This is a genomic window from Mycobacterium sp. NPDC051804 (genome assembly GCF_044452905.1).
Lineage (GTDB): Bacteria > Actinomycetota > Actinomycetes > Mycobacteriales > Mycobacteriaceae > Mycobacterium.
The window spans coordinates 195390-216546 of record NZ_JBITCD010000002.1; the positions used below are offsets into that span (position 1 = coordinate 195390).

At 65.6% G+C, this 21157-nt stretch carries 19 protein-coding genes, 1 pseudogene and 1 riboswitch; of the genes and pseudogenes, 3 read left to right on the forward strand and 17 right to left on the reverse strand.

Features of this window, described 5'->3' with window-relative positions; genetic code table 11:
* The first annotated feature begins 70 nt into the window (after positions 1 to 70).
* From ACIA48_RS06630 to ACIA48_RS06640, 3 genes are read left to right on the forward strand one after another with little or no spacing between them, the layout of a single operon-like run.
* Positions 71 to 1084, forward strand: a complete 1014-nt coding sequence (locus ACIA48_RS06630; protein ID WP_396728925.1) for an alpha/beta hydrolase — start codon at positions 71 to 73, stop codon at positions 1082 to 1084.
* Positions 1081 to 2496, forward strand: coding sequence for a mycothione reductase (gene mtr / locus ACIA48_RS06635; protein ID WP_396728927.1), 1416 nt, complete (start codon positions 1081 to 1083; stop codon positions 2494 to 2496). Before ACIA48_RS06630 ends, mtr begins: the two co-directional genes overlap by 4 nt.
* Positions 2493 to 3317: a siderophore-interacting protein gene (locus ACIA48_RS06640; protein ID WP_396728929.1), complete on the forward strand. Its 825-nt coding sequence runs from the start codon at positions 2493 to 2495 to the stop codon at positions 3315 to 3317. Before mtr ends, ACIA48_RS06640 begins: the two co-directional genes overlap by 4 nt.
* Before the next feature lies 1 nt (position 3318).
* Here the strand turns inward: ACIA48_RS06640 and ACIA48_RS06645 are convergent, their stop codons facing one another.
* From ACIA48_RS06645 to ACIA48_RS06725, 17 genes and pseudogenes are all read right to left on the reverse strand, one after another.
* Positions 3319 to 3588: a hypothetical protein gene (locus tag ACIA48_RS06645; protein WP_396728931.1), complete on the reverse strand. Its 270-nt coding sequence runs from the start codon at positions 3586 to 3588 to the stop codon at positions 3319 to 3321.
* Between the two features lie 36 nt (positions 3589 to 3624).
* A riboswitch (cobalamin riboswitch) is annotated at positions 3625 to 3773 on the reverse strand.
* Positions 3773 to 4507, reverse strand: coding sequence for an energy-coupling factor ABC transporter ATP-binding protein (locus tag ACIA48_RS06650; protein WP_396728933.1), 735 nt, complete (start codon positions 4505 to 4507; stop codon positions 3773 to 3775). (Overlaps the previous riboswitch by 1 nt.)
* On the reverse strand, positions 4504 to 5277 hold the full coding sequence (gene cbiQ, locus ACIA48_RS06655; protein WP_396728936.1) for a cobalt ECF transporter T component CbiQ: 774 nt from the start codon (positions 5275 to 5277) through the stop codon (positions 4504 to 4506). The genes ACIA48_RS06650 and cbiQ overlap by 4 nt, the downstream gene beginning before the upstream one ends.
* A gap of 2 nt (positions 5278 to 5279) precedes the next feature.
* Positions 5280 to 5627 (reverse strand): PDGLE domain-containing protein, encoded by a 348-nt coding sequence (locus tag ACIA48_RS06660; RefSeq protein WP_396728938.1) that lies wholly within the window; start codon positions 5625 to 5627, stop codon positions 5280 to 5282.
* Entirely contained in the window at positions 5624 to 6304 is a 681-nt protein-coding gene (locus ACIA48_RS06665; RefSeq protein WP_396730657.1) for an energy-coupling factor ABC transporter permease, read from the reverse strand. Before ACIA48_RS06665 ends, ACIA48_RS06660 begins: the two co-directional genes overlap by 4 nt.
* A 92-nt stretch (positions 6305 to 6396) precedes the next feature.
* Entirely contained in the window at positions 6397 to 7233 is an 837-nt protein-coding gene (locus ACIA48_RS06670) for a class I SAM-dependent methyltransferase (RefSeq protein ID WP_396728940.1), read from the reverse strand.
* An 88-nt stretch (positions 7234 to 7321) separates the two neighbouring features.
* On the reverse strand, positions 7322 to 7591 hold the full coding sequence (locus ACIA48_RS06675; RefSeq protein ID WP_396728943.1) for a hypothetical protein: 270 nt from the start codon (positions 7589 to 7591) through the stop codon (positions 7322 to 7324).
* A gap of 136 nt (positions 7592 to 7727) precedes the next feature.
* Complete coding sequence (locus ACIA48_RS06680; protein WP_396728946.1) at positions 7728 to 10604, reverse strand: BTAD domain-containing putative transcriptional regulator; 2877 nt, start codon at positions 10602 to 10604, stop codon at positions 7728 to 7730.
* Positions 10605 to 10990: 386 nt separating this feature from the next.
* A pseudogene (locus tag ACIA48_RS06685) lies at positions 10991 to 11692 on the reverse strand (PGRS repeat-containing protein); the annotation flags it as partial.
* A gap of 639 nt (positions 11693 to 12331) precedes the next feature.
* Complete coding sequence (locus ACIA48_RS06690; protein WP_396728948.1) at positions 12332 to 14779, reverse strand: FAD-dependent oxidoreductase; 2448 nt, start codon at positions 14777 to 14779, stop codon at positions 12332 to 12334.
* Positions 14779 to 15702 carry a phosphotransferase gene (locus tag ACIA48_RS06695; protein ID WP_396728950.1) on the reverse strand — a complete coding sequence of 308 codons (924 nt, stop codon included), beginning with the start codon at positions 15700 to 15702 and terminating at the stop codon, positions 14779 to 14781. The genes ACIA48_RS06690 and ACIA48_RS06695 overlap by 1 nt, the downstream gene beginning before the upstream one ends.
* Positions 15703 to 15712: 10 nt before the next feature.
* Positions 15713 to 16054 carry an ArsR/SmtB family transcription factor gene (locus ACIA48_RS06700; protein ID WP_396728952.1) on the reverse strand — a complete coding sequence of 114 codons (342 nt, stop codon included), beginning with the start codon at positions 16052 to 16054 and terminating at the stop codon, positions 15713 to 15715.
* Positions 16055 to 16128: 74 nt separating this feature from the next.
* On the reverse strand, positions 16129 to 16851 hold the full coding sequence (locus ACIA48_RS06705; protein ID WP_396728954.1) for a FadR/GntR family transcriptional regulator: 723 nt from the start codon (positions 16849 to 16851) through the stop codon (positions 16129 to 16131).
* Between the two features lie 5 nt (positions 16852 to 16856).
* Positions 16857 to 17633 (reverse strand): 3-oxoacyl-ACP reductase, encoded by a 777-nt coding sequence (locus ACIA48_RS06710; RefSeq protein WP_396728956.1) that lies wholly within the window; start codon positions 17631 to 17633, stop codon positions 16857 to 16859.
* Positions 17630 to 18994, reverse strand: coding sequence for an aldehyde dehydrogenase family protein (locus ACIA48_RS06715; protein ID WP_396728958.1), 1365 nt, complete (start codon positions 18992 to 18994; stop codon positions 17630 to 17632). Before ACIA48_RS06715 ends, ACIA48_RS06710 begins: the two co-directional genes overlap by 4 nt.
* The gene (locus tag ACIA48_RS06720; protein WP_396728960.1) at positions 18991 to 19737 is read right to left on the reverse strand and encodes a gamma-glutamyl-gamma-aminobutyrate hydrolase family protein; all 747 of its coding nucleotides are present in this window, start codon (positions 19735 to 19737) and stop codon (positions 18991 to 18993) included. The genes ACIA48_RS06715 and ACIA48_RS06720 overlap by 4 nt, the downstream gene beginning before the upstream one ends.
* Entirely contained in the window at positions 19724 to 21091 is a 1368-nt protein-coding gene (locus ACIA48_RS06725; protein ID WP_396728962.1) for a glutamine synthetase family protein, read from the reverse strand. Before ACIA48_RS06725 ends, ACIA48_RS06720 begins: the two co-directional genes overlap by 14 nt.
* Positions 21092 to 21157: the final 66 nt, after the last annotated feature.

Consider the following 21157-nt stretch of genomic DNA (forward strand, 5'->3'; position numbering starts at 1 on the left):
TCAGGTTATCCCGCGGGTCTGTGCCTACGTTGGCCCAGGTGGGCCGCAAGCCACGACTAAGCTCGCTGGGGTGACCGAGTGGACGCCGGATGTGCTGGCTGGTTACCGGCAGCAGACGTTCGAGTTGGGGCCCGACCCCGACGGCGAAGGCCAGCTTGTCGCCACGCTGGTGCGCCGCGGCGAGGCCAACCCCTCGGCCACTCGTGCCGTACTGGTGGTGCATGGATTCACCGACTACTTCTTCCACACCGAGCTGGCGGATCACTTCGCCGATCGGGGTTTCGCCTTCTACGCGCTCGATCTGCACAAATGTGGACGATCGTGGCGTGAAGGCCAGACGCCGCACTTCACCACCGACCTGACCCGCTACGACCATGAGCTCAGCCACGCGCTCGACGTGATCAACACCGAGACGTCGGCCGACGTGCTCGTCTACGGGCACTCCGCGGGCGGCCTCGTCGTGTCCTTGTTCCTCGACCGCATCCGCAGTCACGGCCTGACACCGCGCAAACGCATCAAGGGCCTGGTGCTGAACAGCCCCTGGCTGGATCTGCAGGGCCCGGCCTTCCTGCGCGCGGCTCCCACCGGTGCGGCAATCGCGGCGCTGTCACGAGTACGCAAGATGACTGTGGTGCGTACGCCGGTGCCCGAGGGTGGTTACGGCTCGACGCTGCACCGGGACTACTCGGGCGAATTCGACTACGACCTCAAATGGAAACCCATCGGCGGGTTTCCCGTCACGTTCGGCTGGATCCACGCGATCCGGCGCGGGCACGCCAAACTGCACCGCGGGCTCGACGTCGGCGTGCCCAACCTGATTCTGCGTTCGGATCACAGCGTGCGCGAGGTTGCCGACCCCGACGTCATCCAGCGGGGCGATGCCGTGCTGAACGTAGATCAGATCGCCCGCTGGGCCGGATGTATCGGCAACCGGAGCACCATCGTGCCGATCACCGACGCCAAGCACGATGTGTTCCTGTCCGTTCCGGAGGCGCGCCAAGCGGCGTACGACGAATTGGATCGTTGGCTGGACACCCACATCGCCGGCTCGACAACGCAACCCGAACGAGGAATGACGAGATGACTCACTTCGACATCGCGATCATCGGAACCGGCTCGGGCAATTCGATTCTCGATGAGCGGTACAGCGACAAGAGGGTGGCCATCTGCGAGCAGAGCGTGTTCGGAGGAACCTGCCTCAATGTCGGCTGCATCCCGACGAAGATGTTCGTCTACTCCGCCGGTGTCGCCCAACAGATAAGGGAGTCTTCACGATACGGCGTCGACTCTCACCTCGACGGGGTGCGCTGGGCAGACATCGTGTCTCGCGTGTTCGGCCGCATCGATCCGATCGCAGAAGGTGGCGAGAACTACCGACGGTCCTCGCCGAACGTGGAGGTGTTCGGAAGCCACACACGCTTCGCCCCGACGAAACCCGACGGCCGCTATGCGCTGCGCACCGATGACGGCGACGAATTCACGGCAGATCAAGTGGTGATCGCGGCGGGCTCACGGGCCATCGCGCCTGAAGCCGTCACCGCGTGCGGGGTGGATTACCACACCAGCGACACGATCATGCGGATCGCGGACGTGCCCGAGCATTTGATCATCATCGGCGGCGGCTTCATCGCCTGCGAGTTCGCCCACATCTTCTCGTCGCTCGGCAGCCATGTGACGCTCTTGATCCGCGGCAGCACTCTGCTGCGTGGCCACGACGACGATATCGCCATGCGATTCACCGACATCGCGTCAAGGAAGTGGGAGGTGCGTAACCACCATGAGCTGGCCGACGCGCACAACGTCGGTGACGGTGTCGAGATCACGTGCACGGACGGCACGAAGGTGCGGGGCGACACACTGCTGGTCGCGACCGGGCGCGTCCCCAACGGTGACCGGCTCGACGCGGAATTAGCCGGTGTCAAGGTCAATTCCAGCGGACAGGTCGTCGTCGACGAGTTCCAGCGCACCACCGCACGAAACGTGTTCGCACTCGGGGACGTGTCGTCGGATTATCAGCTCAAGCACGTGGCCAACCACGAAGCGCGTCGGGTGAAGCACAACCTCCTGCAGGACTGGGACGACACCGACGCGCTCATGCCATCCGACCATCGCAACGTACCTTCGGCCGTGTTCACCGATCCCCAGATCGCCAGCGTCGGTCTGACCGAGAACGAGGCGCGGGCAAAAGGTTTGAACATCAGGGTCAAGATTCAGGACTTCGGCGACGTCGCGTACGGCTGGGCCATGGAGGACACGACAGGGATCGCGAAGATCATCGTCGACGACGACAGCGGCCTGATTGTCGGCGCGCACATCATGGGACACCAGGCTTCGTCGCTGATTCAGCCGTTGATCCAGGCCATGAACTTCGACTTGGGAGCACAGGACATGGCGCGCGGCCAGTACTGGATCCATCCCGCGCTGCCCGAAGTGATCGAGAACGCGCTGCTGGCGCTCTGTGGCGAACCTCCCTGGCCCCCGTCCAAGCGGCATTGACCGCCCCGGTCACCGCCGGCTTCGTGGTGACGTCGGCACCACTTGGGCGCAATATGCAGCGGGTGGTCATCCATGCGCCCGAACTGGACCTCTTGCAGTTGCCCCGGTTCGGCGACGCAGCGATCGGAATCTACTTCGCCGCAACCGATGCGGCCGCTCCGACGGCACGGACCTACACGGTCCGTGAACACGATCCCTCGGGCCGTCGCATCACCGTGGACGTCGTCCTGCACGGCGATGCGCCGGGGACACGATGGGCAACCGGCATCGCGACCGGCGACGCTGTCGAGCTCGCCCACGCCAAGTCCTGGTTTCGGCCCCCGCGTGACGCCGATCGACACGTTCTCGTCGCCGATGTCGCCGGGCTGCCCGCGCTGGCACGGCTCATCGAACAGCATGCGCACAGCGACACCGTCGCAATCGTGGAGTTACCCCACGAGGACGACTTTGACTACCTACCAAAGCATCCCGCGGTACGACTCGTCACCTCGTTCGGAACCGGAAACGGTCTGACCGACAGTGTTCTGGCGCGTTTAGTCGCGCAGAATTGTCCGCCGACCGGACTGGGATACTGCTGGTTCGCCGGCGAGGCATCCGAGGCGCGCCAGGTCCGCAAGTTGCTGCGCCACGAATATGGCTGGACACCAGATCGATTGGATGTGGTGGGCTACTGGCGACGGGGCGCGCAGGAGTGGTCGGAACGCTTCGCGCCCCACGGCCCCCGGATGTACTCGATCTACGAGCAGGCCATCGCCGATGGGAAGAGCGAGAAGGTCGCGCTCGAGGAGTTCGATGACGCGCTGGAGCAGCTGGGGCTGTGACTCACAGCGTCACTTTGGCCGCATCCTGAAGGATTTCCCGCACGTCGCAACCGGTTACAGCCTGCAGTTGCAGCAACAGGATGGCAGACAAGTTGATGAACCCCACCGTCAGTGTCATCGCGCCGTCGGCTTCGGCACCGACGTATGCCGCCACACGGTCAGCGGCGAACTTCCTACCGTCGGACTGTTCCGACCATGCCGTCATCACGTCAATGGCCCGTCTGGTCCATTCGCCCGATGTCGCCGAAGGCCCCTGCATGGATATCGCCATTGAAGCGTCCCCTTTCGGGGATTTCGCGTCCCCGGTCGTGTGCGAGTACGCGCGGGGCAGTATCTGACTCACACACCCTCGGGTGTGACCACAGTGGCGCGACCGTCCTGGATTTCGACCAGGTTCCTGCACACCGCACGCGCTTTCGACCGTAAGGATCGTGGCCCCGTGGGTCAACTGTTCTTCAGCGGCCTCGGACGGAGAAGCCCCACGGCAGTTCGAGCCGATGCGCGGCAAGCAAATCCGGATCCGAGAGGAGGTCGGTGATCGCGCCGTCCGCGACGATGACACCACCGTCCATCACCACGGCCCGGTCGCACAGCTGCGCCGCGTAGGGCAGGTCATGGGTGACGATCAACATGGTGGCGTTCAGACCGGACAGTGTTTCGGCCAGTTCGCGTCGCGCGACGGGGTCCAGGTTGGCCGATGGTTCATCGAGCACCAGGATGTCGGGCTGACAGGCAAGCACGGTGGCCAATGCGGCTCTGCGCCGTTGACCCGCGGACAGATGGGTGGGGCTGCGTTCGGCGTCCTCGGTCAGCGACACCAGCTCTAGCGCGTTAGCCACCCGCGCGGCGAGTTCCTCACCGCGCAGTCCGAAGTTCGCGGGCCCGAAGGCGACGTCCTGAGCGACCGTCGACATGAACAGCTGATCGTCGGGGTCCTGGAAAACCAGCCCGACGCGCCTGCGGATGTCGTGAAGGCTCCTGCGCTCCAACTCAATTCCACTGATCTGCACAGACCCGGTGGTCGCCGTCAGGACGCCGTTGAGGTGCAGCATCAACGTCGTCTTGCCTGCCCCGTTGGGGCCCAGCACAGCAACCCGCTCGCCCGCAGCGACTTCGAGGTCTACGCCGTCCAGCGCCACGTGCCCATCCGGGTAGACGTGGCGGAGCCGCTCGACCCTGATCGCCGTCACAGCGTCACCCACGCCGCCGCCGACACCGCGACCGCAGCGGCAGCTGGGAGCATAGCCACCACCCACTGCCGAGCGACAGCTTTAGGTGGGGCGCCGATCACAGCGAGATCTGGTGCCCTACCGTCGAATCCACGCGACAGCATCGCCGCATACACCCGCTCGCCGCGTTCGTAGGAGCGCAAGAACAGAGCACCGATGCCAGTCGCGATCGCGCGAGCCTGATGCAGTGCGCGCGGTGAGTCACCCCGGGCGATCCGCGCCATCCGCATCCGGCTCACCTCGGCCGCCAGCAGATCGATGTAGCGGATCATCAACACGAGCACCGACGTCACGACTGCGGGTACCGCCAACCGGCTCAGCGCCGCGGGAAGTTCGGTCGCCGAGGTGGTGGCGGCCAGCGTCAGCGCGGCCGCGACGCCCAGGGTGCCCTTGACGACGATGCCCCACGCCGCCCACAGGCCGGCCAACGAAAGGTGCAGTCCCGCAACCTCGACGCGCTGCCCGCCCTCGGCGAACGGCAGCAGGACCGCAAGCACCAGAAACGGCGCTTCGATCAGCATGCGCGGCAACACCCACCGCAGAGTTATCCGTGCGAGCTGCCATATCGCGACGATGATCGCGGCGTAGATCGCGAACGGCCAGAACATCTCTCGCGGCGTCGCGACGACGGCAAGCACGAACACCAGCAGACAGACGATCTTCACCTCGGCGGGAGTCCGGTGTACGGGTGACTCGTCGTGGCGGTAGAACGGATGCGCGCCTGCGCCCATTGTCAGGTCTGCTTGTCGGCGGATCGGCGACTTCTCGCGATGAGCCAGAACGCCGAGCCGGCCACCACGACGGTGACAAGGACGCCGATGACGCCCGCGATCCCGCCAGTGCCGTCTTGTCCGCCGATCGCGTAATCGGCCAGCGGCGAGGTGGACATGGCGTGCTCAGAGGCGTGCTGTGCGATGCAATCGCCGGTCAGCTCTTCACCGTCTGCGGTCTCGACGACCTGGCAACCCTGGAGCGTCGCGGAGTCCAGGCCGTCGGGGCTCGAGCTCGCGAAGTACGACACGACGCCGGCGATCAACAAAGTGGCGGCCGCGAACGCGATCCAGAACGACCATCGCTTCACGCGGGCACCTCCGCCCGTGCCCCGCGCATCAGATAGACCAGGTCAGGTCGCGAGCGAGCCACGGCCATCACGGTGACGGCGGTGATAACTCCCTCCCCGACTCCGATCAGCGCGTGGGTGCCGAACATGTAGGCGGTTACCGCGCCGAGCGACGTGACCCCGGCGCCCCCGATGGCATACTCGACGACAAATGCCATTGCCGCACAGACGGTTCCGATCAGCGCGGCGATGAACGAGATGACGCCGAGCCCAGCCACGGGAACGTCGGGTGCCCGCCGTCGCGCGACCGCGTACAGCCCCACCGCCGTCGCATACGCCGCGGCGACGCCGACGACGGACATGTTGGTGATGTTCATGCCGAGCGCAGTGATGCCGCCGTCGGCGAACAACAGCGATTGCACGATCAGCACGATCGCGATGCACAGCGCGCCGGTGTACGGGCCGACCAGGATCGCAGCCAGGGCGCCGCCGAGCAGGTGCCCACTCACGCCGGGAAGGATCGGGAAGTTGACCATCTGCACGGCGAAGATGAACGCCGCGACGAGGCCGGCTAGCGGTACCGTGCGCTCGTCGAGTTCGGTGCGCGCCTTCACGGCGCACAACCCGATCGCGGCGATGGCGATGACCCCGAAGATCACCGATGTCGGCGCGTTGACGATGCCGTCGCTCATGTGCATGGCGACCGAGTTCACAACCACATGGCGAGCCTAGAACCCACACCGAACACCTGTCTAGCTGAACAGATGTTCATGTGTGGGATCCTGGCGTCCTAACGCTTGGTGGCGGTGACCAACAAGTACTCGGCCTCCCACCGCGCGCGTTCACCTTCGCCCCGGTTCCAGCTGGTGAGGAACTCCAGGAAGTCGGCGTCCAGCGCTGCGACCTTCTCCGGCGCGTCGGCGTTGAACTTATACGCGGCGATCGTCGGCCCGTAATTTCGCTTCCAATACTCGCGGAACTCAGTTGGCTCCGTGCAGTGGTCGAGCACCACGGTCTGCCGCCACATCGTCAGATCGCTCACACGATCTCCGAACAACTCGCGCACGTGATCCTCCGAACCCCATAACGGGGCGGGGCTCGCGCCGGGCGGAGGCGGCGGTGCGTACGGCTTCATCGTCTTGAGCAGGTTGCCGATGAACCCCTCGGGGGTCCAGCTGAGCAAGGCGATCGTCCCGCCGCGGCGGGTCACCCGTACCAACTCGTCGGCCGCCGCCTGGTGGTGCGGCGCGAACATCACGCCGACACAAGACATCACAACGTCGAAGCTGTTGTCGGCGAACGGTAGTGCCTCCGCGTCGGCCTCGGCCCATTCCAGGTCGACTCCTCGTTGCGCGGCAATACTGCGGCCGGCGTCGAACAGCTCCGGTGTCAGGTCGCTGGCCGTGACGATCGCACCGGCCGCGGCAGCGGGAATGGCGGCGTTACCCGAGCCCGCGGCCACGTCCAGGACATGGTCGCCCTGTTTCACGCCGCTCGCGCGAACCAGTTCGGGTCCCAGCGCGGGAATGAGTTCGGCGGCAACGGCCGCGTAATCACCGGACGCCCACAACGCCCGATGCTTTGCTTTCAATTCACGATCGAAATCTCTGTCCACGATGTTGGTCATAATTCCTTCTCCTTTGATGATTTGGGTATGAAACGGCAATTGGGACCGAACCAGGCGGGCCCCGACATAACCCGCCCGGCTCAGCGGCTTACCCCAGGCAATGCCTGTTGTAATTCGCCTTTGCCCGGCCGGCAAGCGTCATCCATTCGCGATATGCCTTGTCGTCGCCCTGCTGCCGTGCCACCCTGGCCGCGCTCATGCTGCTTTCAAACGAATGCAGCATGCCTGCACAGTTGGGGCTCTCAATGGGCCGGGCAGCGGCCGTACCTGCGGTGAGCCCGAGAACTGCCGGCGTCGCGACCGTCGCCGACAGCAGTGCAGTGGCGATCGCTCGCTTGAGCATTGTGTGATTTCCCATCATGTTTCTCCTGTGCTTGTTCGCCCGCCGGCTTGTTCCGGCGAACTCTTGACGGCACAACCCTTGCGCCCGCCATTTCGGCATGCGTTCGAGAAACGTGAAATGCCCTGTTCAAGGGCAAAAAACGTGGCGGCGACTAAGCCGCAGCCGAGGCGAAGCGGGCAAGGCTCGTGCGCGCCCGCGCCACCGCCTCGGCTGGAGTCAACGGCTCCTGATGAGGCTCACCGATCGCGGAAACCTGGTCCGGCTCGAGTGGCGAGAGCCTGCCCGCGGCGACCAACGCGTGATGAAGTGCGACCGCATCGTCGTCGGCACCCATCCTGGACAGAAAGCGCGCAACGTAGCGCACGTTGAGCCATTGCTGACTCCAATCGCCCACCCGGTCCCAATGGTCGAGCACCTCGAGGAGGGCGCACGCTGCGCTCGCCGGGTCGCGGTGCACCGAGCGTGTGGCCGCCGCCTCCATCAGGGCGATGCCGTGCCACCAGAAGTTCTGCACCGACGCCGCGAGCTCGGCGGCGTCGTCGAACAATGCCAGCGCCCGGTCGGGATCAGACTTCTTCAACACGAGACCCAGCGCATAACGCGCCATGGACCGCGCCGTCGGGTTCGCCGTGTTCTCTGCCACCCGCAGCGACTCCTCGGCCGCGTCGATGCCGTCCTCCGGTCGACGCGTCGCGGCCTGGCAAATCGAGACGTAGAACAACGCCCACACCAATCGGATCGGGTCGTCGTCACGGCGCGCGCGTGCTACCTCGCTTTCGTAATGCGCTAGTGCCCTGGCCGCATCGCCGCGGTACAACGACACGTCGGCGAGGACATCCCCCGGATACGCGACACGTCCGTTGCCTCGCCCAGGGACGCGACCCTGCGCGAGAGTGGCCATCGCCTCGGCCGCGACGAAGTCACTGCGATTCCACGCACCGCGTGCCGCAAATCCGACGGCCGCCACGAACAGCGGGTGGTCACTGTCGGCCTCCGCGACGACCCGCTCTGCCCAGCCAGAAGATTCGTAACCTATTCGAAGATGGACGAATTCGGGCAAAGATGTGACCAGCCGAAGTGCCGTATCGATGTCGGACACCGCCATCAGATGTTCGAACGCCACGCGCAGATTGTCATAGTCGGGCAGCATCCGCTCGACCCACGCCTGCTCGTCAGTGCCCTGCGTGCCCACCGCGGCACGTTCCGCGAGCAAAGTGAAGTAGGCCGCGTGGCGCTGCGCGTATGTATCGTCAAGGCCGTTCTCCCGCAGACGATCCCGACCGTAGGCGCGAAGCGTCTCCAGAATGCTGTACCGCGACATGCGGGTACCGCCGCGGGCGATGACCATCGACTTGTCGATGAGGCCCGTGAGCAGTTCCAGTGTGTCGTCTTCCTCGGCGTTCTCGTCACCACACACACCGTGGGCGGCATCGATGTCGAAACCGCCGGCGAATACGGAAAGCCGGGCGAATAGCGCCTGTTCCGGCTCGGAGAGCAGCTGATAGGACCAATCGATGGTCGCCGACAGGCTCTGGTGACGCGGATGGGCGCCGCGTGTCCCACCCGCGAGGAGCCGTAGCCGGTCCAGCCGACGGGCCACATCGAGACTGCTCATCGCACGCATCCGCGCCGCTGCCAACTCGATCGCCAGCGGCAGCCCATCGAGCCTGCGGCAGATCTCGGCCACGGCGCCGACCGGCTCGCGAGCGAGATCGAAATCGGACCGGGTCGCCTTCGCCCGGTCGGCGAACAACGCTGCCGCGTCATCGTCAGACAGGGGCTCGACAGGCACGATGCGCTCCCCCGCGATTCCGAGCGCTTCCCTGCTGGTCGCCAGGAGTGTGACGCCGGAACACTGAGTGACAATCCCGTCGAGCAGCAGCGCCGCATCGTCGAGGACGTGCTCGCAGTTGTCGACGACCAGGAGCAACTCACGGGTGCGCAGGTATTCGATCACGGTGTCCTCGATGCCGAGCCCCTGCCGCTGTTGCAGTCGCAGCGCAGCCGCGACGGCGTGTGTCACCGCCGCACCGTCCTCGACGGGCGCCAGTTCGCAGATCGACACACCGTCGGCGAAGCGTGCCTGTTCCCGATCGGCCGTCTCCAAGGCCAGCCGCGTCTTACCAACTCCGCCGACACCGGTCAGCGTCACCAATGCCCCACGCACCAGTGCGGCGCCGACCCCGATCAGGTCGTGTTCGCGACCGACGAAACTCGTGACACGTCGCGGCAGCCCCGCCGATCGTCGGGTCTCGACACGTGCGGACTGGGTCGGCGGCGCCTTCACCGACGGCGCCGCCTCACCGTCGAGGATCTGCTGGTGCACCGCCTGCAGCAATGGACTGGGATCGACACCGAGTTCGTCGACTAGCCGGTCCCGCGTCTTGCGGTACGTCTCAAGGGCTTCGGCCTGTCGGCCGCTGCGGTACTGCGCGAGCATCAGCTGTCCAGCCAACCGCTCGTCTAGCGGATGCGCCTGAACGGCCGCGGTCAGATCGCCGAGCAGTTCCGTATGCCGTCCGGCACGCAATGCGGCGTCGTTGCGGTCCAGGGTCACCGAAAATCGTTCCAGCAGAAGCGAGTCCCGGATGTCATTTATCCACGGCGTATCGAGTGCGGTGAACGGTTCGCCTCGCCAGAGTTTCAGGGCTGTGTCGAACGCAGCCGCGGATTCGCCGGGCTCCGCCAGTGCACGGGCGGCCTCGACGGACCGCCGAAAGCGGTGCAGGTCGACGGCCATCGGGTCGGCCTGAAGCGTGTATCCACCGGGGCTTCGCACGATCACCGCCTCGTCGGTGCCGGCGAACGACTGGCGCAACCGCGACACGTACGCGGCCAGCGCATTACGGGACTTGTACGGAGTCTCGTTCGCCCACACCCGGTCGATGAGTTGATCCGCGGTGACGGCGTGGTTGAGGTCGACGAGGAGGGCGACGAGTACGCAGCGCTGCCTGGCATGCCCAATGTCGAGCCGCTGCCCGTCGAGCCGGACCTCGACATCGCCGAGGAGCCCGAATTCGGCTGTCATCGTGGATCACCCGTGTTCACCGTCTTCAATCTCACCACAGCACACGCTGTGCGCGGCGGAATCCGCATATGAGGAGGCCGTGCCGCACGAAAGCGCGGCACGGCCTATGCAACCCCGAACTATCCGTTGGGACCGTCCTGCCCGCTGGAACCCGTGCTGCTGGTGCCGGTCCCACCGGATCCGCCCTTGCCGCCGACTCCGCCCCGGCCGCCACCGCCACCGTTACCACCGCCGCCGCCGTAGCCGTTGCCGGTGGTCGCCGTGCCGGTGCCGCCTTGTCCTCCGGAACCTCCCGCCGAATTGAGACCACCCTTACCGCCTCCGCCTCCGGTCCCGCCGTACGCGCCGCCGGCTTTCGTATTGGAGGTTCCGCCCTTACCGCCGGCGCCGCCCGCGCCACCGAAGGTTCCGCCGTTGCCACCCCTACCACCGGATCCACCGAACACCTGATCCTTGGCGCCGCTTGCGTTTCCGCCCGTGCCGCCCGCTCCTCCGCTGCCCGAGCCGCTGCTGTTGCCACCCGCGCCACCCGAACCCGCCACCGCTCCGCCCTGATTGCTTGTTCCGTCGCCGCCTTTACCTCCGCCGCCGGCCGAACCGTTCACCGAATCGCCTCCCTTGCCGCCCTGGCCGCCGAAGCCACTGCCGAAGTTGCCTGCGCCACCCCCGCCGTTTCCGCCCGCACCACCGGTGCCACCGAAAAGTCCGGACGTACCGCCGTTTCCACCGTTCCCGCCGTGGGCGGACCCCTGCGCGGAGGATGCATAACCGCCCCGGCCCCCAGCACCGCCGTTGCCGCGAAGCAATCCGCCGTTGCCACCGTCACCACCATTGGCCGCGTTGGCAACGTCGGTTCCACTCGTCACCACGCCGCCGCCGTCGCCGCCCGCGCCGCCGTTGCCGATCAGACCAGCAGCGCCGCCCTTACCGCCCGCCTGGCCGTCAAGGCCGTTGCCGCCCTTACCTCCGTTGCCCATGAGGAGTCCGCCGCGGCCGCCGTTCTGTCCGGGGCCACCGTCGGCGCCATTGCCGATCAACAGGCCGCCGTCCTCACCTGGTTCGTCACCGTCGCCGATGAGTCGGCCCATGAGATCGCCAGCCCCCGCCGCTCCCGGTTGCAGACCGACGCGAGGGGCAGACGCGGCGACTGACCCCGCGGCACGACCATCTCGCACAGATGCATCCCCTACGCCGGGGGTGCGCAACAGCACAGGGATTGTCGAGCCTCGTCGGGTTCGTACCTCTGAGGCACTAAAAATACTGCCCGGCAATGAGATTCGTTCGAGATCGAACTCTGCCTCTTTCGTATCGTCATGGCCCGTGCTGAAAGCCAGGACCGGCGCCGGAATGGGGGCCACCGCGTATACCGGCGCGGAGCGGGTTGCCGTCGAATTCGGCGCGTACACAGGTGCGGGGTGCGACGCCGACGGCGTCGCCGGCACCACAGCCGCGGCTGGCGCGGCGACAAGCCGAACACTCCAACCTGCAACGCTGGGGACGTCCATCGCAAGGGGTGCGATCACAGCACCCACGCCGAGAGCAACGGCGAGGGCTCCGATGCGTCCGATGCAGTGGAATTCGGTCATGTTTTCATCTCCTGATTTCGATTCGCGGCTCAGCCGATTGACAGGTCAACCGTCATCGGCGGACGTTCGAATTCCCTGACGAGGAGATGAAATTTGCAGGTCAGAGCAACGGATGCGCTGCGTAACCCGCGCCTGAACCTGTTACGGGCGGATCCGCGCGTTGGTCGGGTCGTACAGCGGACGAAGCGATACCGAGATCGGGTACAACCGGCCACCGACGTTGACCTGATAGCTCCCGCTCTTCACCCAATCGGTGTCGACGACGCCGCCATCGGGTTTCCGTACGTACGCCAACCCGACGCAGGCACCGGTGGTCTCACCCCACGCCGCCGACGTAACCTGGCCCGCCACGACCCCGTCGCGCCGGATCGGCTCGCCACCCCACAGCATCGCGTCGGGGTCGTCGACCTGGAATCCGACCAGCCGCTTGTGCGGCCCCTCGGCCTTGGCCTTCTCGACGGCCTCCCGTCCGAGGAATCCGATGTCGGTCTTGAGCTTGCACGCGAACAGCAGACCCGCCTCGACCGGGTTTTCGCTCGGTGTCAATTCCCGTCCGAACGCGCGATAGCCCTTCTCCAGTCGCAGCGATTCGATCGCGTAGTACCCGCCGCGCGCGACCCCGAACGGCGCTGATATCAGATCTTGGTAGACCCCCACCGCGAACTCGGCGGGAACATAGAGTTCCCAACCCAATTCACCGACGTAGGTGATGCGTGTCGCGCGGACCGTCGCGTATCCCAGCGAGATCAGCGCGCTGGTGCCGAATCCGAACGCCGCATCGGAGAGGTCGGCTGTCGTGAGGCTGGCTAGCAGGTCGCGGGAATTGGGACCCATGACGCCGAACACCGCATAGGCCGACGTCACGTCGACCAGCGATGCATTGGCACCACGCAGGTTCGCGCGGATGTGGTCCTTGTCGCGTTCGGTGGTGGCCGCGCTGCTGACGATCAGGAATTCCTCCGCGCCGGCTCTGGTGACCGTCACGTCCGACTCGTAGGTGCCCCGTTCGTTGAGCATCCCGGTGTACACCGATCGGCCGACCGGCACTGCGACATCGGCTGTGCAGAGCCACTGCAGCGCCGCCTCGGCATCCGCACCCACCAGAAGGTATTTCGAGAATGACGTCTGGTCGAACACTGTGACGTTGTTCCGTGTGCTGGACTGCTCTGCGGCCGACCACGGCAGCCAGTTCGGCTTACCCCACGTGTATTCGATGCTCGGCTCGGCCCCGGAGGGCGCGAAGAAGTTGACCCGCTCCCACCCCATCTTGCTGCCGAAGTTGGCGTTCGCCGCCACCAACAAGTGATGCACGGGCGATCGGCGGAACGGCCTGGCGGTGGTCAACTCTCGATTGGGCCAGGGGATCTCGTAATGAACGCCGAGGACTTCGGCCACCCGGTCGTGCAACCACCGCCGATTGCCATTGAACGGTGCGAAGCGGCGAATGTCGACTCCCGTCAGGTCCCCGGTCGGGGCGCCGTTGACGATCCACTCGGCGAGAGCGCGACCCGCACCCCCGGCGGTGGCGATGCCGACGGAGTTGAATCCCGCTCCGACGTACAAGTTTTCGATTTCAGGTGCCGCGCCGAGGATGAACTGGTTGTCGGGGGTGAAGCTCTCTGGACCGTTGTAGAACTTCTTGATACCCGTCTCTTCGAGCGCCGGGATGCGCAGCAGCGCGTTATTCATCAGGATCTCGAAGTGTTCCCAATCCTCGTCCAGCAGCTGGAACTCGAACGGGTACGGGATCTCATCCGGTGACACCCACGGCTTGGCCTCGGGTTCGAAGCCACCGATGACGAGTCCGCCGACCTCCTCCTTGAAATAGGTGTAACCGTCGGGGTCACGCAGGATCGGCAGGTCCGGATGGACACCTTCGATGCGCTCGGAGACGACGTAGAAGTGCTCGGCCGAGTGCAGCGGAACGTTCACGCCCGCCATGGCACCGATCTGTTTCGCCCATTGCCCCGCACAATTGACGAAAATCTCGGCCTCGATGTCCCCGCCGTCGGTGCGCACGCCGGTCACTCGGCCGGCGTCAGTGAGAACGTCGAGCACCCTGATCTTCTCGTGAATTCGGGCGCCGCGCATTCGCGCGCCCTTGGCCAGCGCGAACGTCAGGTCGGTCGGGTTGGCCTTCCCGTCACCGGGCAACCAGATGGCGCCCACGAGGTCGTCGACGCGCATCACCGGGTAGTGCTCGAGAGCCTGCTCGGGGCTGAGCAGTTCGCACTCCATATCGAAGGCCTCGGCGCTGGCGGCGGTGCGGCGCAGCTGGACCATCCGGTCTTCTGTGCGGGCGACCGTGACTCCCCCGCAGCGCTTGTAGCCCGCCGAGAGTCCGGTCTCGTCTTCAAGCTCCGCATAGAGCTGAGTCGAGTACTGCACCAGTCGCGTCAGGCTCTCCGAGGCACGCAGCTGGCCCACCAGCCCCGCGGCGTGCCACGTCGTGCCGCTCGATAGCTGCCCTTGTTCGAGCAATACGACATCGGTGAGGCCGAGTTTGGTCAGATGGTAGGCAACGCTGGTGCCGATGACGCCGCCGCCGATGATGACCGCCTTGGCACGGTCGGGAAGTTCAGGCGGCATCAGTCGGTAGCCTGCGCATCATCGAGCAGCCGCGCCAAATTCGGCCCCTTGAACTCGGCCACCGCACCCTCATACCGTTCCATCGCCCATCTCCAGAAGTCGAAATCGATTGCGCTAGAACCATTCTGAATACAGCCCCAGAGCGTCCATCCGTACTTCCCGACGATGCCCTGCAGGTGCGCACGCGCGACCTTGTTGCGCAGCCGCCGCCCGTAATACGCGGTGACGAACTCGTCGAGTTGTTCGGTGGACAAACCGCACTCGGCCCAGGTATTGCCCAGCTCGAAGCACGGATCGTTGTTGCCGGAGTATTCGTAGTCGATCAGCCAGATCCGGTGACCGTCCTCGATGAAGTTGCCGGCCAGCAGATCGTTGTTGCACGGCACCGTCTCCTCATCGGTCACCGCCAGCACCGTGGCGATCTCGTCGAAGGTGTCCGCATGGTCTAGATAGTCGTCGGGTATCCGGAATCCTTTGTCCAGCACTGTTTTCAGATAAGCCGGCTGACGTTCGAACATGTCGAAGCGACCGCGGAACCGCGGCCCACCGTGCAGTGCCCGTATCGCCGCGGCCGCTTTGGCTATCACACCGGGCCGTTGAAAGTCCTCGTTGGACAGTGTCTTTCCCTCGAGATATCCGAGCAGCAGGATGCCGAGGTCGGGGCGGTAGTCGATGACCGGCGCGCCTACCCCTGCCTGTTCGGCGGCGCGGGTGTTGTGGCACTCGCGGTCCCGGTCGATTCCCAGCATGCCCGACGACGCGTCGGTGCAGCGCGCTACGTAGACGGCGTCGGCTGTCGTGATCTTGATATTGCGATTGGTCAGCCCGCCGGGCAGTTCATCGAGGTGACGCGGACGGCCGGCCAACACCGGAATCTGGTCGAACATCTCGTTGAGTTGTTCATCTGTCAGAGTCAGCGGCATGTGCTGGCCTTCAGCCGTGCCGGGCGCCGATCCAATGCAGCAGGTCGTGCACGATCTCGTCCTCGAGGCGGTAACTGACAGCACGGCCGACCCTGGTTGAGCTCACCCAGCCCTGCTGCCGCAACACGCGCAGTGCCTGCGACACCGCGTTCTCCGACCGTCCCAGCACCGAGGCCAGATCTCCGACGTTGATTCCGGGTGCGCGATGCAGGACCAGCAGGATCTCCAGGCGATGCGGGTCGGACAGGAGGTCGAACCGCTGCGCCCAGCCGCTGGTGTCGACGTCGGCAAGCGCCGACGACGCCCGTCGCACCACCGCCTCGACGCCCGCGTGGCCACCTGCTTCCGCCATCCGTCAAATCTAGCCCTCCAGACAGCCGGATTGGCTGCGATGACGTCCGTGTTTGCGCAGGCATCGGGTCCATCTCAGTCCAGGAATCCATGAAGCAGGGTGGCCGAACCCTCGACATGGGCACGCATGGCCGATGCCGCACCGTCACTGTCGCCTGCGAGGATCGCCATCACGATCGCCTCGTGTTGCTCGTCGGAGTGCGCGATGTTGCGCTGCAGCAGCGGGATCTGATCCAGCAGGCCGTTGAGGCGCATCCTGTTCTCCGCGACCAACGGCACCAGCGACGGCGATCCCGCCGCCTCGGCGATGGCAAGGTGCAGCCTCGAATCCAGTCGTCGGTAGGCATCGGGCGCGGCTCCGCGAACATCGCGCAGGCGCGCCCACAGCTCCTCCCTTTCCGACGCGGTCAGGGTACGGTTTGCGGCCATCCGCGCGGCGCCGACCTCGAGGATCTCCCGCAGGCGCAAGGCGTCGTCGATTTCGGCGCGGGTCACCGCGTCGGTGGACTCGGTGTGCCGCGGTAGTTCCTCGGCAAGGAAGGTGCCTCCGTAGCGCCCGCGCCGCGACACCAGATAGCCGGCGTCGGCCAGCGACTTGATCGCCTCGCGCACGGTGTCGCGACTGACACCAAGTCGCGCCGCCAGCTCCCGCTCCGGCGGCAACGATTCGCCCGGAGCGAGCACGCCGAGCCGAATGGTCTGCAGGAGCCGGCCCACGGTGTCCTCGAACGCGTTCCCGGGCCGCACTGGGCGCAGCAGAGCTTCACTCGCCAGCGGTACGTCCGGGTCGACAGTCATGATTCCTACAGCGGTGTCACGTACGCCGAGCTGATGCCGCCGTCGACCAAGAAGCTCGACCCGGTGATGAACGACGAGTCGTCACTTGCCAGAAATGCGACCGCGGCGGCCAATTCCTCCGGCTCGGCGAACCGGCCCACGGGGATGTGGACCAGGCGGCGCGCGGCGCGTTCGGGGTCCTTGGCGAAGAGTTCCTGCAGCAGCGGTGTGTTCACCGGACCGGGGCACAGCGCGTTGACGCGAATCCCCTGACGGGCAAACTGCACTCCTAATTCACGCGACATCGCGAGCACACCGCCCTTTGAGGCGGTGTAGGAGATCTGCGACGTCGCCGACCCCATCACCGCAACGAATGACGCGGTGTTGATGATCGAACCCTTCTGCTGCGGAACCATATGGCGCAGCGCCGCTTTGGAGCAGAAGAAGACCGACTTCAAATTGATGTCCTGCACCCGCTGCCACGCGTCGATGCCGGTGTTCTCGATGAGGTCGTCCTCGGGCGGGCTGATGCCGGCGTTGTTGAAGGCGATGTCGACGGATCCGTATGTCTCGGCCGCGGCGTCGAACAGGGCATCCACGGCTGCCTGGTCCGAAACGTCTACCTGGACAAAGGTTCCGTTGAGGTCGTCCGCGACGGACTTGCCGGTGGTCGGATCGATATCACCGATGACGATGGTGGCACCCTCGGCGCGCATACGCTTAGCGCTCGCCAGCCCGATTCCGCTGGCGCCGCCGGTGATCACGGCGACCTTGCCCGCGAGTCGTTGGGTCAGATCCATCACTGATCTCCGATCGCATAGAAGACGTTCTTGGTTTCCGTGAATGCCAGCGGTGCATCGGGTCCGAGCTCACGTCCCAGACCGGACTGCTTGAACCCACCGAACGGTGTGTTGTACCGCACCGACGAATGCGAGTTGACGGAAAGGTTGCCGGCTTCCACCGCACGCGACACCCGGACGGCGCGCGACAGATTGTCCGTCCAGATCGACCCGGACAGGCCGTAGGGGGTGTCGTTGGCCAGCGCGATGGCGTCGGACTCGTCGTCGAACGGCAGCACCGCAACGACCGGTCCGAAGATCTCCTCGCGCACGGTGCGATCCGAGCGCTGCGGCGTCAGCACGGTCGGCGGGAACCAGTAGCCCGGCCCCGATGGTGCGTCACCGCGGAAAGCGACCGGTGCGTCATCGGGTACGTAGGACAACACGCTCTGCCAGTGCGACTTCGAAACCAGCGGACCCATCTCGGTGTCCTTGGACGCTGGATCGCCGACCGCGACACCCTTGACCGCTGGCTCGAGCAACTCCATGAAACGGTCGTACACATTGCGCTGCACCAAGATTCGGCTACGGGCACAGCAGTCCTGACCGGCATTGTCGAACACCCCGTACGGCGCGGTCGCCGCGGCCTTCTCCAGATCGCAGTCGTCGAACACTATGTTGGCGCTCTTGCCGCCCAGCTCGAGGGTGACTCTCTTGACCTGAGCCGCCGCGCCCGCCATCACGTGGGTGCCCACCTCGGTGGAACCGGTGAAGACGAGCTTGCGTACGTCGGGATGGGTGACGAACCGCTCGCCGACCACCGACCCTTTGCCCGGCAGCACCTGGAACAGGTCCGCGGGCAAGCCGGCCTCGACCGCGAGCTCGCCGATCCGGATGGTGGTCAGCGGTGTCCATTCCGCGGGTTTGACTAGAACCGCATTTCCCGCGGCCAAGGCCGGTGCGAATCCCCACACCGCGATCGGCATCGGGAAGTTCCACGGCGTGATCACGCCGATGACGCCGAGCGGTTCGTTGAAGGTGACGTCCAGACCACCGGCCACCGGAATCTGCTTGCCCGACAGCCGCTCCGGCGTCGCCGAGTAGAATTGCAGGACATCGCGGACGTGACCGGCCTCCCATGTCGCGTTGCCGATCGGATGCCCGGAGTTGGCGACCTCCAGCGCCGCCAACTCGTCGACGTGCGCGTCGACCGCGGCGGCGAATGACCGCAGTCCCGCGGCGCGGTCGCCCGGTGCAAGTCGCGCCCAATCGCGTTGTGCCGCCTTGGCACGTGCCACCGCGTCGTCGACGCCCTCGAGACTGGTCTGTTCGACGGTGCGCAGCAGTTCCTCGGTCGCGGGGTTGATCAGCTCACTGGCCGTCACGCGGTCACCTTTTCTCTCGAATACGCCGCGGCCGCTTCGACCAATGCGGCGAACAACCGCAGATCGTCCAGCCGTTCCTCGGGATGCCATTGCACAGCCAAAAGAAAGTGATCATCGGGGATCTCGATGGCCTCGATGACGCCGTCATCGTCCTGCGCGCTGACGATCAAACCTTCACCGAGCCGGTCGAGGGCCTGATGGTGGTAGCACTGTGCATCCGACGTCTCTCCGATCAGCGCCGCCAATCGAGTGCCGGGCACGGTGCGCACCGACGACGTCGAGAACACCGCGTTGCCCTTCTGGTGGCGGCTGTGCCCGAGTACGTCGGGCAGATGCTGATGCAGGGTGCCGCCGAGGGCGACGTTGACAACCTGTGCACCGCGGCAGATTCCGAGAACGGGTAGACCGCGCCGGATGGCTCCTCGCAGGAGTTCGAATTCCCACGCATCGCGCAGGCAGTTGTCTTCGTTGGCCTCATCGGTGGCGGGATGCGGATCCTGGCCGTAGGCGGCCGGGTCGACGTCGCGGCCACCGGTGATGATCAGCCCGTCGAGCCCGTCGAGCACCCGGTCGGCGATCGCGGCGTCCACATGTTGCGGCGGCAACAGCATCGAAATTCCGCCGGCCAGCCCGACGCCCTCGAAGTAGATGGCCGGCAGGAAGCTGGCGCGCACATCCCACACCCCCGTTTGGGACTGCTGCAGATACGTGGTCAGGCCGACGACAGGTCTAGAGCCGCTCAAAGCCCCGCACCTTCTCCCAGTCCGTCACGGCCGCGTCGTAAGCCTTGAGTTCGATACGTGCGTTGTTGAGATAGTGCTCGACGACGGCGTCCCCGAATGCCGCACGGGCGACCTCGGATTCACCGAACAGCTTGGCGGCCTCGCTCAGCGTCGTCGGCAAGGATTCGGCGCCACTGGTGTAAGCGTTGCCCTCCAGGGCCTCCGGCAGTTCCAGCTCCTGCTCGATACCGTGCAGACCACCGGCGATCAGCGCCGACACCGCGAGGTACTGGTTGACGTCGCCGCCCGGCGCGCGACATTCCACCCTCATCCCGTGACCGTGACCGACCACCCGTAGCGCGCAGGTGCGGTTGTCCATCCCCCACGCGATGGCGGTCGGAGCGAAGCTGCCCTCGACGAATCGCTTGTAGGAGTTGATGTTCGGCGCATAGAACAACGTCAGCTCGCGCAGCGTAGCCAGCTGACCGGCGATGAAGCTGCGGAACATCGCCGACATGCCCAGCTCGTCGTCGGCGTCGGCGAACACCGCGCTGCCGTCGTCGCCGCGAAGCGAGATGTGGATATGACAGCTGTTGCCTTCGCGCTCATCGAATTTCGCCATGAAGGTCAAGCTCTTACCGTGCTTGTCGGCAATCTCTTTGGCGCCGTTCTTGTAGATCGTGTGGTTGTCACACGTCACCCTGGCGTGGTCGTAGCGGAAGGCGATCTCCTGCTGGCCGAGGTTGCACTCGCCCTTCACGCCCTCGCAGTACATGCCAGCACCGGTCATGCCGAGCCGGATGTCGCGCAGCAACGGCTCCATCCGCGTCGACGCGAGCATCGCGTAGTCGATGTTGTAGTCGGTCGCCGGCGTCAGCTGCCGGTAGCCCTTCGCCCAGGCCTCACGGTAGGAGTCGTCAAAGACCATGAACTCGAGCTCGGTCCCCACGTAGGGCACCAGACCACGCTCCACCAGCTTGTCGATCTGACGGTTGAGGATGCTGCGGGGCGCGACCATCACCGGGTCGCCGTCGACCCGCGACAGGTCGGCCATCACCAGCGCAGTTCCCGGCAGCCACGGCAGGAGTCGCAGCGTCGAGAAGTCGGGCTTCATCACCATGTCGCCGTAGCCGGTCTCCCAACTCGACACCGCGTATCCCTCGACGGTGTTCATGTCGACGTCGACGGCCAACAGATAGTTGCAGCACTCCGCGCCATGCTCAGCAACGTCTTCGACGAACAGTCGCGCCGACACCCGCTTACCGGTGAGCCGTCCCTGCATGTCGCAGAAGGCCAGGATCACCGTGTCGATGTCACCGGCAGCCACCAGTTTCTCGAGATCGGCGTGCGACAACATGCCGGGGTTTTGGCTCACTGCGGAACCTCTCTCTCGAAACCGACGGAAACCGATTTACAACGATGATGACGGGAAGCCAACCAT

Bases quoted from the DNA above. Each gene is read 5' to 3' on its own strand.
- mtr (WP_396728927.1), top strand. From the start codon at position 1,081: ATGACTCACTTCGACATCGCGATCATCGGAACCGGCTCGGGCAATTCG.
- ACIA48_RS06645 (WP_396728931.1), bottom strand. From the start codon at position 3,588: ATGGCGATATCCATGCAGGGGCCTTCGGCGACATCGGGCGAATGGACC.
- cbiQ (WP_396728936.1), bottom strand. From the start codon at position 5,277: ATGGGCGCAGGCGCGCATCCGTTCTACCGCCACGACGAGTCACCCGTA.
- ACIA48_RS06665 (WP_396730657.1), bottom strand. From the start codon at position 6,304: ATGCACATGAGCGACGGCATCGTCAACGCGCCGACATCGGTGATCTTC.
- ACIA48_RS06670 (WP_396728940.1), bottom strand. From the start codon at position 7,233: ATGACCAACATCGTGGACAGAGATTTCGATCGTGAATTGAAAGCAAAG.
- ACIA48_RS06675 (WP_396728943.1), bottom strand. From the start codon at position 7,591: ATGGGAAATCACACAATGCTCAAGCGAGCGATCGCCACTGCACTGCTG.
- ACIA48_RS06680 (WP_396728946.1), bottom strand. From the start codon at position 10,604: ATGACAGCCGAATTCGGGCTCCTCGGCGATGTCGAGGTCCGGCTCGAC.
- ACIA48_RS06690 (WP_396728948.1), bottom strand. From the start codon at position 14,779: ATGCCGCCTGAACTTCCCGACCGTGCCAAGGCGGTCATCATCGGCGGC.
- ACIA48_RS06695 (WP_396728950.1), bottom strand. From the start codon at position 15,702: ATGCCGCTGACTCTGACAGATGAACAACTCAACGAGATGTTCGACCAG.
- ACIA48_RS06700 (WP_396728952.1), bottom strand. From the start codon at position 16,054: ATGGCGGAAGCAGGTGGCCACGCGGGCGTCGAGGCGGTGGTGCGACGG.
- ACIA48_RS06705 (WP_396728954.1), bottom strand. From the start codon at position 16,851: ATGACTGTCGACCCGGACGTACCGCTGGCGAGTGAAGCTCTGCTGCGC.